Genomic DNA, 15,237 nt, shown 5'->3' on the forward strand with positions numbered 1-15,237 from the left:
TTTATCTACATCTGATCTTTAGCTCTATATTATAGCGTTCCTAATGTCGTTCTACCCAAAATGATCTGACCATCAATATCATCATCATTTTCGCAATCAATCAGGCGGCCTGCCGGATATAATGTCTGTAGACTGAATAAACTATCTACAAAGGTTTCTAGCTTAGAGGTTTCCTCTCCTGTATCTTCATCGGTATATCTCATTTCTTCTTCTCCTGTATTTAATGTTTTGGCTTCCAAAAAGGCCTTATAAGCCTGTTCTAATCGGTATAATCCATTCTCCTCGTCAGGTACTTCATCTTTTCTATGTCCAACCCAGCAAATTCTAGCCACTACATGGGCTGGAATTTCTTGTTTGATTACATTTTCCATATAATTTCTGAAATCTGTATCTGCAAATCGATACGTGTATCCCGGAAGTATGATACTTACGCGATACGAATATGGATCTGTCGGCTCACAATTGTCGCAAGTATCTGCACAAACGGGAATGAAACTCTTTTCGTGAGCATCAAGCTGCTTTACGTCAGGTCTTAGTAGGATATGCTCCACCAAAAACAATCCCTCTTCGGTAAAATCGTTTTCGAAGAAACTAAGGGTCTCAAAAATCCCATCTCTAAACTCTTCTTGAGTATCATAAAATCTGGAATGTATCGCTGTGATTCTCTTAGTACTTGATGGCGGAAACTCAGGATTAATGACACTAAAGGAATACACTCCGGTGTTTTCTGATTTATTAAGCTTGATATGATCTACGTCGGTGTCGTCCTTTATCGTTTTAGAAAAAGCTTCTTCCAAGTCGTATTTGCTGGTCTCAATAAGTAACAATACTGAAAAATGAAGCTCATTAATTGCTGCGGTTTTAGAATTATAGTTCTCGGTAGATCGCAATATTGGATTTCCTTTGGTATCCAATATTTCCCATCGAAATACGGTGCAATCGTTATCATCCACATCAGTTTTAATATTGATATAGGAGTTGGAGATGTTTCTTCGGTTGTAGTCTTTGATTCCTAGTAAACGTGCCAATCGCTTTTGAGTCCCAGACACATTATCGGTATTCCACAGATTTACTGCTGGTTGCTTGTAGTAATTAAATGCATTACCCCGCTCTTGACTGATTACTTTATAATCTCTCAAAAATGCTTCTTTATTTCGCAGTACAACCTCTCCTGTTGCATCTCCATAAAGTGTTTTCATTAAGAAGGTGTATTCGCTAAAGCGCTCTGCAAAACGTGCCAAAAGATGGTCGAGAATCTGATTTCTGCGTTCAACATTGTTGTCTATTTCTTTAAATAATGCATTGGTAAGTTCATCATCATTATTGGTATTGTAATTATTCACCAAATCTTCAAATCCAGCCACATCCTTTATCGCTTGAGTAAAATAGGTGTTTTCCGAAACTCCACTTACGGATAACAATTCCTTTACTTTTCCCAAATGCTGAAAGTAACTTGCTAATATCTTATCAAAAAACAACAAATATCCTTTAAGTTGTTTTGCTTGTGATTTTCGATCGGTGGTGGCTCTGGTTGGTAATCCATCTATCCCAATACCGTAAGTATCCGGAAAATCATTTTGTATGGTAGTATACGAAGCATTATCAAAATATTGTCCTTCTGGAAAGGATAACTCCTGGTCCAAAATCAGTGTTTCTTCGGGCTTAAGCTCGTCTAGATATGCTGCTACCTGAGCCTGATTGAGATTAAGTGGTAAAAATCCTTTGTTGTAATTGATCACACTTTTATCACATAACACAGGTTTTTTTCCATCATCTACACAAATAATCCACTCGTTGGATTCGGCTGTGTTACCATCACAATTTCCTACAGAGATTTCCTTTACAAATTTTACACCTTCGATATTCATGATTAGTGTTATGATATCCGAAAGTCTTACCTCAGTTCTCAAATTAGCATCTTCAAGCTCTTTGGTATCAATAAATCCTCTATTAAGTACTGGACCTTCAAAAATTTGATCTGTAGTATACCCTTTATCCAACATTTGTTGAATAGAGTAGAAGTTTAAGGTAGGAGAAAAATAGTTATCAATAGCCAATAAAACTTTGGCATGTATCAATTCTTCATCTGCTTCATTTTCCACTTCTATACTTGCGCATACCGAAATCGGATGCAATGCCACTTCAGAAAGATCAATCAAGTCTTCGCATAAGTTTCGATTTTGATGATAGGTAGTTCTTACCTGCTCCATCAAAATTTCTTTTTTGACCTGTATCCGTTCTTCTTTCTTTTGCTTAGACAGCTTCTCCGTGCCTTCTTCTAAGAAGTCATCATCATATTCAAGTGTAATATTGTATAATCCTTTCAGTGTAAACTCCTTGATAAATTCGGAAGTAGATCTGGCATCAATTCCTGTAAGATCAATATCTGCTTTGTTGTAGGTGAGTCTATCCTTTTTACAATCCAAAAACACCTGCTTCTCAAACTTACTAAGCCAGCAGTTTTTTATCCCTGGGATATCTATAAAAATCTTTCTGTAGTCTAGTGCTGTAACTGCTTTGGAAGGAAAAATATCTGCAGGTTTGAAAAATTGAGTTTCTAAACTTTTATCTTTTTCTTCACCTACCAATAAGTTTTCAATAGGCATATTAATCCTCATCCCAAGATCAGAAATGGCATATGACAACATTTCTAACATGGTAATCCCCGGATCATGAGAATTATAATCTGTCCATAGTTTACCTCCGAGTTGTGAAATGTATTCTATTCCCTTTTTTCGAAGAAAATAGAAATCCAGATCGTCTTCTGAAGATACATTTTTTGGAATATTTATATTGAGATCTATACCTGACATGTGTCTATTGCTTTTTCTTCTTCTTGGTTACACTTGTTTATGTTGGTATCTACTGAATGCTCTTTGGCCGAAACCAAAATTGAAGCGGGATTCGAAGGTTCGATACTCGTTAGAAATACTTCCCCGTCCTTACGCATTACTACATCCTGCAAATAATCCACATAGAATAATTTTTCTAAGTAATCAATAAGTACACTGCGATGCAGTGTGACCCCAAAGTCTATACTTCTGGAAGTATCGAACGCCCAAGGGGATAAAAATTGAGTAATATCTTCACTAAGTTGTTTGATGTAAAAATTCTCATCAAATTGGTCATAAAACTTGACCGAAAGCGAAATTCTAACCTCTTCATAACTTGGGTTAATGACTTCAGTGTTGACATGCATAGAATTGAGTTTATTGATGTAAGCACTTACTTTATTCAAAGTTGCTCTACTCACTCTAGGCTGAAAAATATCAAAGACATTCTTATTAATTGTATCCGGAATCACCACCAAAGTAACATCTCCCGGGGATAAAAAGGAAGAAGTACTAGAGTGATTTAAACACTTTACCTGATAGATTTCTGGAAACTCTTGCAATACCAAACTCTCATAATCCCATAAGGTTATGGCTCTGTTTTTATGGCGAAGTCGTTCACTAATTCTTCGGTAATACGCATCATCAGATTCTTCTGCTTTTCCATCAAAAGAATTATATGGTTGTGTGATCCCTTTAATCTGAGGAACTCTGGTTACTAGTTTACTGATACTGCCATCTGGTAATCCTTGTTCCAAATGCGATAATTCATTACCTCGATCTTCAAACTCGGCCAAAATTGCCTGTGTGTGTATCGATTTTACTTTACTTATCGCGTCATAATTTTTATGAATTCGAGCCCGTAGCCAGATATATCCTCTAGGCAATCTCGTATTTTCTGTAGTTGCTTGTTTTGGGACGCCAAACCGAAGTATTCCCGAGTTCAATAAATTATCGGTGCTATTTTTAACGATATCGTTTTGTAGGTTTTTCCAGTGATTATCGCATAAAATCGACCATTCTACCTTCTCATTCCCTTCAAAAGAAATGGTTAATGGGTTTTCACTCCCTTCCAAAACCTGAATGAGTAATGAAATTTGTTGTCCGATCTCTACATTGTCTAGACCTATAAACAAGGATCCTCCCCTACAATGTTGCGGCACCAAATAATTGGTCAAAAAACCAGTATTATTTGCTGGATCTTGCCCGTTTTTCACTAAAACTTGCTGTTTTAGATATTCATGTTCTTCGAATTGCCCAAAGGGAGCTTCATGAAATAGGGTAATTAGGTTATTTTCGTACCCGTTTTTCTGAGTTTCCTCATCGATAACTTCACCAGGTCTGGTAGCTTCTATCAACTGTAGTGTTGTTTCTGTAGAAGCACTATACTTCATTGTTATCGTTTCAATCAAAGGGATATAAGGCTCTTTAGGAATAGGAGGCACATTTGGGCTAGTCGTTGGTGTAAGTACCTCTTTAGAAATTGCTAAAGCATATTTTGTTGGGTATATTTCCTGTAAAAAAGAAGTATTGAGTGATAATCGTAAAGGACCATTTCTATCTAATTCATACCCTGTATTTGTAAAAGGTATATCAGCGACATACACTCCACTTTGAGCTGTAAATAAATCTACCGAAGTTCCGATAGTTTTGAAGGCTCCTCTATCAAAAATTGCCTTGGTTGCAGTAAAATAATTGTCATCTACCGATACACCATAATTTGCATATTGATCAGTAAAACTGACTTCTGGAGTATCTTTCCATACGATGTTAAAATCAATGCTTGTCCATGGTTTTTTAAAGACTTCGGGGTAATCTATGGTAAAGTTCGATCTCTTGATTGGATCAGTGGTAAAAGGGTAAAAAGGTTTTTTTGCATTGATCACTCCAGTATCATTTTCTAATACTAGTGATGTAACTTCTTCTACAGCTATATCTACTTTTATTTTGGTTAATGTATTAAGTGCCAGTCTACGATTGATATCATATCCCGCTTCAGTGGACTGATCAATCAAAAAACGAATTACTGGTCGATCTGTATGGTAATCTTCTAAATGAGTTTCTTTATGGTAGGCTACCACAGCAGGTTCATCTAAGACTATTTGAAATTTCAAAATCATTTGATTTTGTAGCAAAATCGACTCGCTGCTCAACTCATAAGGACCCAGCCACCCCTTCTCTCCGGTACAATAGACTCTTATATTCTCATTTAAAGATTCAAAAGAAAAAGTTTCTGAAGGCAATTGTATAATAGGTTGTGGATCATCTGGTCCTGCAGCAGGCGGTCGTTGATAATCGACTGTTATAGTTAGGTCACGAATCCCTTCTTGGAGCTCGAACAAGGTAGAAGAAAGACTAAAGCCTGTTTTTGCATCGGGCAAAGGGGGATATGTATCTATGGTCGACGGATATCCGAATGGCCACCAATCAACCTGTCCTTCAGGAAAATCACCTCCTATCCCATCAAAAGAATTTGCTATATCTGCAGCTTTCAGCTCTCTTAGATTGGTAATCGTTCCATTTTCGGGATTTGTTTGCGCTTCTTGATGGTTATAAATATTTTTCAGAAACGCGATACTTGCCTTATTCGCAACAAGCTCTTCTGAAGTTTTATAAATACGCTTAACCCCATTTTGATCTTTTCCACCATCTAATTCTGTGTTTTCTTTGATCCGCTCACTTGCACTTTTTTTGGCGATTTCAAAAAGCAAATGCACCTTATCTGCTTCAGGAGATAGTTTATCTACTTGTAGGATCTCTTGAAAATAAAAGTCTAAGTGCCTTTTGGTAAGACCATTGAATCTATCTTGTGAAAAAGTCAATAACCTTAAAAAACAGATAAACAAAGTGAAATGAGGAGTGACTCTACTATCCTTTTCCTGATCTGCAAGCGTGTTGGTTATTTCTTCTTTTAGTTTTTGATAAGCACTCTCTCCTCGTCTTGGGATCGTATTTTCATTAAAATCGAAATAACGAAATAAATCCTGCCAATTTCCAGAAGGCACCTGATCGTTATCGAGGTTAAAATAGTTTACGTTTTTGGCAAAATTATAAGCAAACAAAATCCAATCTTCGATATCCAAATCATGAAGTTTCAAACTATCTGGACTCAAGGCTTTGTTGAAACGTTGTTGTTGATCTCTTCCGTTTCTTCTTAAAATACTATCTATATATTCACAGTTTTCTGACATTGTTTTGCTTTAATAATTAAATATCAGTTCCTTCTTCTAAGTAGAATGGGAACACCACATTATTTCTTGAATTGGTGGCTCTTACCGTATATTCTACTTTTATAAACAATTCGCCTTGCAGGACATCGCTTTCGGAAATATCAATTCGATTTACATCGATTCTAGGTTCGTGATAGAGAATAGCGCTTTTGATCAATTCGGAAACATAAGTGATCAATGTTCTACTTAGGTTTTCGAATAGGAGTTCATCCAAATTGCAGCCGTACTGCGGAACCATTATTCGTTCTCCTAAACGTGTAGTGAGCAAAATCTCAAGACTACTTTGGATATCCTCTTCGTCTGAGATCATTTTTACTGCAGCAGCATCTCTATTAAACTCTGGCGGAAAGCTCCAACCAATTCCTAAAAATGACTTTTTATTTTCCATATTATCCTATCAAAACTGTTGGTTCTCCTACCACGATGGTACCTCCATGTGCGGTGGAATCTCCCATTCTTGCGGCGGGCATACCTCCAATCAATACTGTTCCTGAGCCGGCTACAATATTATCCGGGGGACCGCTACATGTAGCCATATCTCCAACTCTAGCGGCTGGCATCCCTGCGATTAAAACAGTAGGTTCTCCCGGAGGAAGGATCGGACCTCCCACATGTGGGGCACCTCCTGGGTTGACCATTGGGCAAACATGCATATCATTTACTCTTGCAGCTGGTGGCATATTTTTAAATTTTTCTATTAATTAATTTGAACCAATGACCCTTTTAATACCGCAGTTGCGCCAGAGGACACTTCAGCTCCGGCAGAACCTTCTGCCTTGAAAGAGGCACTTGCAGTAAGATTTACATTGGTTCCTTCAATATTTACATCGCCAGAGGCTTTAATTTCTATATTCCCAGCACTTTCCATCAAAATACCGGCGCTATCGATAGTAATCACATTCGAGTTTTCGTCTTCTACGATAATCGTACCTTCATCCTCATCGAGCGCAATTCTTTTTCCAGCAGGAGTGGTGATATTCAAGGTCTTTTTATCATCATCAAAAAGTACTTTCATCTCACTACGTGTTACAAAGCCTTTTTCGTGATTGTCATCACTTGCTGTAATGGGGGCTGGTTTGGCGCTACTATGTAGCATTCCCAAAACAACAGCATCATTTGGATCCTGATTAATAAATCCAACAATTACTTCGTCTTCTATTTCTGGCCGAAAAAAGGCACCTCTACTATCTCCCGCATCCAGGGATGCTATCCGGCACCAAATTCCTTGTTCTTCGTTATTTACAATCGGTAGTTGTACTAAAATTCTTTCTTCTCCATCGGGGTCGTCTTGTAATTGAGAAACCACACCTATTTGAAGTCCTTGTATAGCCGGTAATAATCCAGACGCTGGTTTCATATCGATCTCGTAGGTTTCAGAAAACCATTTGGGATCCAAACCAAATTGTGCATCTACGGTCCAGTTACCTTCGGTAATAGAATGGCGTACTCCGCTCACAAATATTTTGCCATTAAAACGGTCTCCTACACCTTCCAGCTTTAGAATGGTATTAGGTTTTACATCTGGTATGCCTTGAAATTTGACCCGGCCTCTAATTTTAGCTAATTGTTGAAATAACCATTTGGCATCGGCCCAGTTTTGCAGCTCAGAATCCGTTACCGCACCCCCATGCCTAAGTTCTACATTTTCTACTCCTATGGTATCTGCAAGGTCTGAAGCACTCAAATTACCATTGAGAGAAACCGCAGGATCGTTGGCTTCTATTTCCAGGAGCTCTTGATCTGCATAATTCCAAGCGTAAGAAGATACTTTACTGATTTGATGTCTCGCGTCAATCTCGGCATCAAAATCCAACATACTTGCTCCAAAAGTTATGGTTTCAATTTCTTCCTGGCCAAGATCTGGTGCAGCAATCTTGATTTCGCCGTCATCAACGATACAGATTTTACCATTGGCTTGTGCTCTAGACATGATAAAATCCCAATCTGAGGCATTGTACTGCACTAATTCTGTATGTGTATGTGTTGTTGCTTCAACATCATTACCAAGTCCATATGTCCCGATGATCTCTTCAAAAATATCGCTATCGGCACTATCGTAAAAATATTTGCTTTTTCTACCTACCGTCAGTTTAACAGCCTCATCTCTGCATTCTATGATTAGCTGATTGCTTTTAGGACGAATCCTAAGATTATGTTTGATGATGATTCCTTTGAAAATCGTAGCTTCATCAGAATGGTACCCTGCTGTAATCTCCACTTCTTTACCTGGGATCAAAAAATCCTCGTTGCTCAGTGGAAAATCTCTTGCGGATGGGTCACCATCGTTAATCACCAGCTTTGCGGTTGGTATTCTATTTACCTCTTTATCGACAACAATACTTTGTACCTGATATTTCTTGGAAAGCTCTTGTCCATCCATCAATATCTTGAAAGTAACAAGATCTGCGCTTTGAGAAGTTTGTATGACACCGCTATTATTCATTTAAGACTGTTTTTGTAATGGAGGAAAAAACAATTCTTGTCCTACCTTCAATTTTCTAAAATTGCTAATATTGTTTACTCTTGCGACCTCGAGATAGTACTTTGGGTCCCCATAGATTCGATACGTCATCAAAGGAAGTGTATCTCCTGCTTTTACTACTCGATAGTGGGTAAGGTCAGGCGAGTTGTTATTCTCTTCTGCTACTCGTTCTTCGGCTTCAATAAATCTTTTGAAAGTAGCTTTTACCATCGCTCTAAGTGGAGTACCGTCTGACTTGAACAGTTTGTACTCTACATCCATCGAAGTGAGAAAACACCTGAATGACAAAGATCCCCAGGTTATAATCAGATAATTGGGCTTATGTTTATCTCCGTTGTAATCGTATACCGCTTTTTTGAACGCATCCAGATCATCGATAATCCCATTTCCCTGATCCTTATACACCGTATCTCCAGAACTTGATAAAGGATCATCTCCATAGTGTATGATTACCCCTGTACGGTCAAAAAGAAAGTCCAATGTAAGGTCTTCGGGCAGTGATCTCACAAATTTGGGATCATCACCACTGGTTCCTTGAGCCTGTTCTTCCTGATAATCGGCTTTAAAAGAAAACGAATAGGTTTCCGGATTTAAAAGTGCTGTATACTTTAGATCCAAAAGCTCTTCCTGAAAGCGTTCATCCTTGAAACAGCGTATCACTAATTTCTGTAATTTACCTTCACTCATTTGTTCACTGATTATCGTTCTCCACGCATTTCAAGAATATCCATCACTTGTTCTACACAAGATGCGATCAATGCAGATTTTTCTTCTTTTCCGAAAGTGGCAACTGATTTTTGTCCTTTGCTACTTTCATCAACATTGATTTTGATATGCAACTCTTTAATTTCTATTGGCATTAGGTAATGGTTTTAAAATAGTTATAGGAAAGCTCCAAAGACTCTATCGATAGCTTGTTTTCCTCGGCATTAAAATCCTCTACAGTCCATTTTACCGGATAGGCATGTACCACATTCCATGTTAATAAGGGTTCATGCTTTTCGTTGAGCAATTTGATGGTGAGATTGATCGGTTGAATTTCAAAATCTTCAATCGCTTTTTTACACCATTCAATTAACCCAGAATCTATCAAAAGTCCTCTTTTTAGAACCAAATTGGGATATTTGGTTCGTACCGGAATTTTATGTTTAAACCTATTTTCTCCACCCTCAGCAATTTCTTCGGTTTCAAGATCTACAGAAAGACCCGAAACCGACTGAAACTGATGATCATTAGTCCTGTTTTCAATGTCCTGAAATTCGACTTTGAAATGAAAACCAACCGGTGGATAGTAAGCCGCCATATTAAACTAGAGATAATTTCTCGTGAACAAATTCTGCCGTCTCGATAGCAATCTCGTTACCGTCCGCTTTTAAATCTGTGGATTGAATTTTTGTAATGTAAGCACGTTCGGCTTTCCAAGTTACTACGGGCTCGTGTTTTTCGTCAAGCAAACTGATCGTTAAGTCACCTCTGTACTGCTCTTCTCCTTCTTGAAAATACACGGTTTTTACCCACTGCTCATAAAACTCTTTGTTGGTTTCTACAAAGGTTCCTCTTTTGATAGTGATGTTACTATATTTTGAAAGCCCTGGTTGCTTCGTTTTATGATATTCGTTATCTGCCCCTGCTCTATATTCGATCATTTCTCTTTCAAAATCCAATCCAGAAACTTCGGTACAATTAAATTCTGAATCTCCGAAAGACACTCTAAAATGAAACTTTGGTAATGGATATGTTGTTGCCATGTTTATAAACTTTATAAATTATTAAGATGATTTGTTATTTATGCCTCTTGCATTTTGTGAGAGAACTTAAGGATGATGAATTCTGCAGGACGTACTACTGCCATTCCTATTTCTACGATCATATTCCCTTCAAGAATATCTTGAGCGGTCATCGTTTCACCTAATCCTACATTTACATAAAAAGCTTTATCTGGTGTTGGACCAGTTAAGGCTCCTGCTCTCCATTGTAAATTCAAGAAATTGGTGATCATCGCTTTTACCTTCACCCAGGTATTTGCATCATTAGGTTCAAAAACAAATTGTTCTGTCGCCTTTTTGATAGACTCTTCGGCCATATTGAAAAAACGACGTACGGATACATATCTCCATTCGTTATCATTTCCCGCCAAAGTTCTAGCTCCCCAAACCAAGGTTCCTTTACCGGTAAATGTTCTGATGGCGTTAATTGATTTTCCTGTTCCGTGAACATTTAAGTCTTCCTGATCTTCATGAGAAATATGTATGGTAGGCTTGATCACATAGTTCATTCCTACATTTGCTGGTGCTTTCCAAACTCCTCTGGCATTATCTACTCTTGCATATACTCCAGCCATCCCACTACTTGGTGGAAGAATTACTGGTACTTGTCCGATTTCTGCTTTAATTCTATTGTATAAAGCGTTATCCGAAGCTTCCAGAGTATTCAATTTCACTGTAGTTGCAGGAATACTCGATGCTGGTAGTGCAGCGATAAGAAGGGATAGTTGCCCAGAGGCGATAAGTGTATCAATTTTAGCTTTTAAAGCATCTCCTGCAGCACTTGAAGAATGAATTCCTAAAGTATCATAAAGTCCTGGTTGATTTACAGAGATCTCATTGTTGATTTTAGATTGCGTATCATCCTCATTCAATCGATCAATACTTTTATTAAGATCAAGTACCGTTTGGTCTAACTCATCTGTTATCCAGGTATCCAAATCATTAGATTCTGCCGCGGCTCCAGCAGCTCTTCCTATTGCTAAAGCAGCATTCAAATTATTTTTTAGTCCGTTGATATAACTAATAACCTCATTGATTTTTGCCTGTAGACTTGGTACCAAAGCTACAGCAGCAGCGTCATCACCTGCGGCAGCAATATCCCCTTCTATAGTTCCTAAATCGGCAACCAGGGTATCTACAACCGTTGTATCTATATCATCAGAGATGTCTTGTGCAGCTTGTTGTACATCTGCAGGACCAGCAGCTGTTTGTGTCACATCTACCTGACTTTCATCATAGTTATAATCCAAAATGGTTTCTACGAATGGATAGTAAGCCGCACCGTATTTAATGAAATCTTTTTCCAGATTGATCCCATCTCTTAACCCTTGAATATTTGCATCTACAGGAGTACTATCATCATAAGCGTAGGTATCTATGATTGCAAAACGATCCTGTAACTTGTTACACTGTGTAAGAGCGCTATTGTATAATCCGTAGAAATCACCACTATTAGAAAGCGAGGTAGCATCAGGAAAAACCAGTAATGTAGGCTCATCTTCTTTTTCTACCAATTTTAATCCTTTGGCCAAACCTGGAGTTGTTTCTGACCCCAAAGCAACAGCGGTAACTGGCGCAGAACCTTCCCCATATTGTCCTACAGACATGATATAACATGGTCCTCCACCATTAGCAAAGTACAACTGTAGTGAGTAATACATAAGGAAAGGCGATTTGGTGGTTAAAGGTGGTATCGAAATAACATCGTCTTTAACATCAACAGTAATACTGTTTTCCAACTGTGCAAAACCAAAATATGTTTCATACTCTAACATCGAAGTAATACGTGTTGGAATTTCGTGAAGATCCCCCTCTGCTTTATTTGTTGCTTTTTGAGTATACCCAATGAAAGCAGGGATAGCAGTTTCTACTTGAGCTACAGAAGGGGGAAACTTTGCGATTTCCTCAATGTAAACTCCTGGTGTGCTGTACGTTGCCATAATTGTGAATTTTAATTTGTATTAAATTTTTAAATAAATATTTCTGAATAAAAATCGTCTTCAATAACCTTTAGTTGTTCTGGGCCTGGATTCGGAAAAAACAACTGTTCTCCAGAATTGGAATTACCTCCAGAATTACCCGGATTGCCTCCTGAGTTGCCAGGGTTACCTCCTGAATTACCCGGTCCAGTATCTGGGCTAGGGTCTAAGTCCGAAGCTTCTATAGTTACAAAACCTTTTTTGGTAAGAGGTTCTTTTTGTATGGTTGTATATATGTTATCCCCTTGTAGATCTATATATTGCCAAAAGGTTTTTCTATTCTCAAACCGTAGTAAAGGAGCCACTTCGACTTCTGGTAAACACCCAAGCGTCTGATTTGAGCTACCGGGAATTTCTACCGTAACATCTTCTAAAAGATCAGCATTCGAATCTCCTTTGACCATCATTTGTATGTATCCGAGTAGTCCGTTTCTTTTTTGGGTTTCTATATAGGTGTTTAAAACCGCCGCATTTTCGGGAACTTCGATATCCGTATCATCGATAGCTAGAATAGTTTCCAACCCCAAATCATCTACAGGGGCTATCTCTTTGGTAAGTATATCATGTATAATTTCTCTACTGCCCTCTGGTTGTAATAGAAAATCTGTATGTATGGCCTGATCAGTAAAAAAATTGGGAAATGCATTGGATTCACTATCTGGTCGCTTATTAGAGAAGTAATACAACCTGTTTTCTGAAGCCTCTAAGCTGTTTGTATAATTATTGAAATAAGTATCAGAAAATCGAAGCTCAAAAGTAAACACCTGGTCATCAGTCATTTCAACTTTTGGGCAAAATGCAGTAGCACTCTCACCAACCTTGTTATATTCTTCTACATTTACAAAAAGGAGTAGTTCTGAACCTGTATTTCGTAAAACAACCTTATGATTTTGCAATAATCTTTTGGTTATAGGAGTTGGGGTAATCTTTAAAAAGTTTAAAAAATCATAACCTGCTAATTGCGATTTCTTTTCTTCATCAGATAAATCCACAAATTTATCAGCGCCGTCATCCAAATAGAAATCATGATGAATTGTAATCTTAGCCAAGAGTCGGTATACTATTTGGAAACTCATTAATTCTTGTTTAAAGTTGCATTAATGTTTGTGATTACAGCTCCTTGAGATTGAAGCACATCTCTTTCTATTTCTAAAAGTCTTACCTTATATAATACAGAAGGGTATTGTTTCCCTCCCAAAACACCCCAGATGTAACTCAACTGTTCAAAAGAAGGCGTATATAACTCAGTAATAAATTTAAAATCTCCAAGTCCCTGCATTTCAGCCTCATCTCGATTGAAATTGGTGTTTAGATGTGTGAACACGTTTTTACCTTGAAAAAATTCAATTATTCTGGAAACACTTTTTAAAGATTCTGTATATAAATTATTGTTAGCGCTAAAAAGAATGTAAAGGTTAATATTCACTTTTGGGTTCTTATAAGAGACCGTTGTTCCTTCCACCTTATAATTGGGAACATTTTTCAAGGTAGATTCCTCATCGATATTGATCAATGTTAAAATAATATCGGATTCTTCATTATTATCCTCTCCAGAGGCAATGGTTGCTATGTTAGCTAACTCTACAGGGTTTTCATCTGTAAAATAGCCATTCAACTCTTCTTTAATTATTTGCAATACCTGAAAAATCATTTTATATCAGTTAATATTTGAGCATAGCACTATACGCTATACTTGGACTATAATAGCTACTTCACATAAGTGCATACGACACCCACGCTAAAAAATAATCTCTGACATATAGACTCATATAAGAACTATATGAATCTTCATCTTCTCTAAAATCGATAGGAAGTTGATTTATCTTAATAGGGAAAAAATAAATCAAGTAAATTACATGCGAAAAGCACATAATTTTTTAAGGGGTAACTTGTGTGAAGATACAAAAAAAGCGTATTAAAAATGTTATCTAAAAATTAATTTTAAGTTTTGTGGTTTTAACGTAAAGCAAGTGACAATAAGCCATAACAGAGTTTTTGTATTTAGATCTTTACTCAAAATCTTTTTGTTTTCTAGAAAAAACAAGGCTCTTTATTTACCCGTTATCGCAGCGCAAACTAGCTTTTTCCTCACCTGCTCTTCTAACCAAAAACGCAAACCAAACTTCATAAAGTCCAAACGAATTCTAATTCGATCATAACGAATACTAAAAGCACCTCTGAAGAGATGAATGAAGGTGCTACTTTTACATTAAATAGCCAACCTCAAAATAAAGCTGTTATGAAAAAGGTAGTCATAATAATTATCCTGTTTCAAAGTTTTCAATTCCTTCAAGCACAAAAGGGATTTGAAAAATCTGAAAAGTATTTGGTAACAACCGAAATTACTGATCAAGGACAGGAATATCCTACATACGTCGTTAATTTGGTGCGTTCTGATAATAGCTCCGAAAAAATATCTACGCTAACGATTAACGACACAGAGCTTTTTGAGGATATTTTTATTACCACTTTAGAGAACCCCGGCCTAAATGGGGTCTCTGAAGTGATAAAAATGGAAGTAGAATATCTGGCTTGCTGTGCGCATGTGGAATCCTTTTACTATATGGTACAAGAAAACGGAGAAGTAACAGCGTTGCCTGAGCTTAAAAATATATACTGTGAAGAATCTGATACTGATTTTCAATATATATTCCCGAATCAAGAATATGGAATTGATGGTAACATACTAAGTACTCAAACTTTTTATAAAAGTACATCCGATACTAAGTATGTAAGTCTTAAACAGAGTTTTACCTGGAACCAAAATGAAGGGATTACAGGAATCTCAAAAACGACAGCCATTACAGGATATTAGTAACCTTTACACAACTCAATCTGATAAACAAAAAGGGGGAAACTTTTGTTTATTATACCGACAGATCGTATGATCTGTCGGTTTTGTTTTTAATGATGCCAATGCCAAACTCAGTTTTAATTATATTTGTTACC

The 15,237-nt window shown here is 37.2% G+C and carries 13 protein-coding genes; 1 reads left to right on the plus strand and 12 read right to left on the minus strand.

The features are described from left to right. Positions 1–29: 29 nt before the first annotated feature. From AC0L3Q_RS20750 to AC0L3Q_RS20805, 12 genes are read right to left on the minus strand one after another with little or no spacing between them, the layout of a single operon-like run. Positions 30–2,813, minus strand: a complete 2,784-nt coding sequence (locus AC0L3Q_RS20750; protein WP_473282534.1) for a hypothetical protein — start codon at positions 2,811–2,813, stop codon at positions 30–32. After that, complete coding sequence (locus tag AC0L3Q_RS20755) at positions 2,801–6,022, minus strand: baseplate J/gp47 family protein (protein WP_473282536.1); 3,222 nt, start codon at positions 6,020–6,022, stop codon at positions 2,801–2,803. The genes AC0L3Q_RS20750 and AC0L3Q_RS20755 overlap by 13 nt, the downstream gene beginning before the upstream one ends. A gap of 16 nt (positions 6,023–6,038) precedes the next feature. After that, positions 6,039–6,449 carry a GPW/gp25 family protein gene (locus AC0L3Q_RS20760; protein WP_473282538.1) on the minus strand — a complete coding sequence of 137 codons (411 nt, stop codon included), beginning with the start codon at positions 6,447–6,449 and terminating at the stop codon, positions 6,039–6,041. A gap of 1 nt (position 6,450) precedes the next feature. Further along, positions 6,451–6,741, minus strand: a complete 291-nt coding sequence (locus AC0L3Q_RS20765) for a PAAR domain-containing protein (protein WP_473282540.1) — start codon at positions 6,739–6,741, stop codon at positions 6,451–6,453. A gap of 17 nt (positions 6,742–6,758) precedes the next feature. Next, a complete protein-coding gene (gene vgrG / locus AC0L3Q_RS20770; RefSeq protein ID WP_473282541.1) occupies positions 6,759–8,504 on the minus strand; it encodes a type VI secretion system tip protein VgrG in 1,746 nt (581 codons plus the stop codon). After that, complete coding sequence (locus AC0L3Q_RS20775; protein ID WP_473282543.1) at positions 8,505–9,230, minus strand: CIS tube protein; 726 nt, start codon at positions 9,228–9,230, stop codon at positions 8,505–8,507. Between the two features lie 11 nt (positions 9,231–9,241). Then, positions 9,242–9,403, minus strand: coding sequence for a DUF5908 family protein (locus AC0L3Q_RS20780; protein WP_473282545.1), 162 nt, complete (start codon positions 9,401–9,403; stop codon positions 9,242–9,244). After that, entirely contained in the window at positions 9,403–9,846 is a 444-nt protein-coding gene (locus AC0L3Q_RS20785; RefSeq protein WP_073319012.1) for a phage tail protein, read from the minus strand. Before AC0L3Q_RS20785 ends, AC0L3Q_RS20780 begins: the two co-directional genes overlap by 1 nt. A gap of 1 nt (position 9,847) precedes the next feature. Then, positions 9,848–10,291, minus strand: coding sequence for a phage tail protein (locus AC0L3Q_RS20790; RefSeq protein ID WP_073319015.1), 444 nt, complete (start codon positions 10,289–10,291; stop codon positions 9,848–9,850). Between the two features lie 38 nt (positions 10,292–10,329). Further along, positions 10,330–12,249, minus strand: coding sequence for a phage tail sheath family protein (locus AC0L3Q_RS20795; RefSeq protein WP_473282548.1), 1,920 nt, complete (start codon positions 12,247–12,249; stop codon positions 10,330–10,332). A 29-nt stretch (positions 12,250–12,278) separates the two neighbouring features. Next, complete coding sequence (locus tag AC0L3Q_RS20800) at positions 12,279–13,364, minus strand: hypothetical protein (RefSeq protein WP_473282550.1); 1,086 nt, start codon at positions 13,362–13,364, stop codon at positions 12,279–12,281. Continuing rightward, positions 13,364–13,939 (minus strand): Pvc16 family protein, encoded by a 576-nt coding sequence (locus AC0L3Q_RS20805; RefSeq protein ID WP_473282552.1) that lies wholly within the window; start codon positions 13,937–13,939, stop codon positions 13,364–13,366. The genes AC0L3Q_RS20800 and AC0L3Q_RS20805 overlap by 1 nt, the downstream gene beginning before the upstream one ends. A 588-nt stretch (positions 13,940–14,527) precedes the next feature. Here AC0L3Q_RS20805 and AC0L3Q_RS20810 point away from each other — a divergent pair. Beyond that, on the plus strand, positions 14,528–15,103 hold the full coding sequence (locus AC0L3Q_RS20810; RefSeq protein ID WP_473282555.1) for a hypothetical protein: 576 nt from the start codon (positions 14,528–14,530) through the stop codon (positions 15,101–15,103). Positions 15,104–15,237: the final 134 nt, after the last annotated feature.

This window comes from Aquimarina sp. KJ22-3 (assembly GCF_055808215.1).

Excerpts from the sequence above, each read along its gene's own strand:
- AC0L3Q_RS20780 (WP_473282545.1), bottom strand. The coding sequence starts at position 9,403 with ATGCCAATAGAAATTAAAGAGTTGCATATCAAAATCAATGTTGATGAA.
- AC0L3Q_RS20785 (WP_073319012.1), bottom strand. The coding sequence starts at position 9,846 with ATGGCGGCTTACTATCCACCGGTTGGTTTTCATTTCAAAGTCGAATTT.
- AC0L3Q_RS20775 (WP_473282543.1), bottom strand. The coding sequence starts at position 9,230 with ATGAGTGAAGGTAAATTACAGAAATTAGTGATACGCTGTTTCAAGGAT.
- vgrG (WP_473282541.1), bottom strand. The coding sequence starts at position 8,504 with ATGAATAATAGCGGTGTCATACAAACTTCTCAAAGCGCAGATCTTGTT.
- AC0L3Q_RS20765 (WP_473282540.1), bottom strand. The coding sequence starts at position 6,741 with ATGCCACCAGCTGCAAGAGTAAATGATATGCATGTTTGCCCAATGGTC.
- AC0L3Q_RS20755 (WP_473282536.1), bottom strand. The coding sequence starts at position 6,022 with ATGTCAGAAAACTGTGAATATATAGATAGTATTTTAAGAAGAAACGGA.
- AC0L3Q_RS20750 (WP_473282534.1), bottom strand. The coding sequence starts at position 2,813 with ATGTCAGGTATAGATCTCAATATAAATATTCCAAAAAATGTATCTTCA.
- AC0L3Q_RS20790 (WP_073319015.1), bottom strand. The coding sequence starts at position 10,291 with ATGGCAACAACATATCCATTACCAAAGTTTCATTTTAGAGTGTCTTTC.
- AC0L3Q_RS20800 (WP_473282550.1), bottom strand. The coding sequence starts at position 13,364 with ATGAGTTTCCAAATAGTATACCGACTCTTGGCTAAGATTACAATTCAT.
- AC0L3Q_RS20810 (WP_473282555.1), top strand. The coding sequence starts at position 14,528 with ATGAAAAAGGTAGTCATAATAATTATCCTGTTTCAAAGTTTTCAATTC.
- AC0L3Q_RS20805 (WP_473282552.1), bottom strand. The coding sequence starts at position 13,939 with ATGATTTTTCAGGTATTGCAAATAATTAAAGAAGAGTTGAATGGCTAT.
- AC0L3Q_RS20795 (WP_473282548.1), bottom strand. The coding sequence starts at position 12,249 with ATGGCAACGTACAGCACACCAGGAGTTTACATTGAGGAAATCGCAAAG.
- AC0L3Q_RS20760 (WP_473282538.1), bottom strand. The coding sequence starts at position 6,449 with ATGGAAAATAAAAAGTCATTTTTAGGAATTGGTTGGAGCTTTCCGCCA.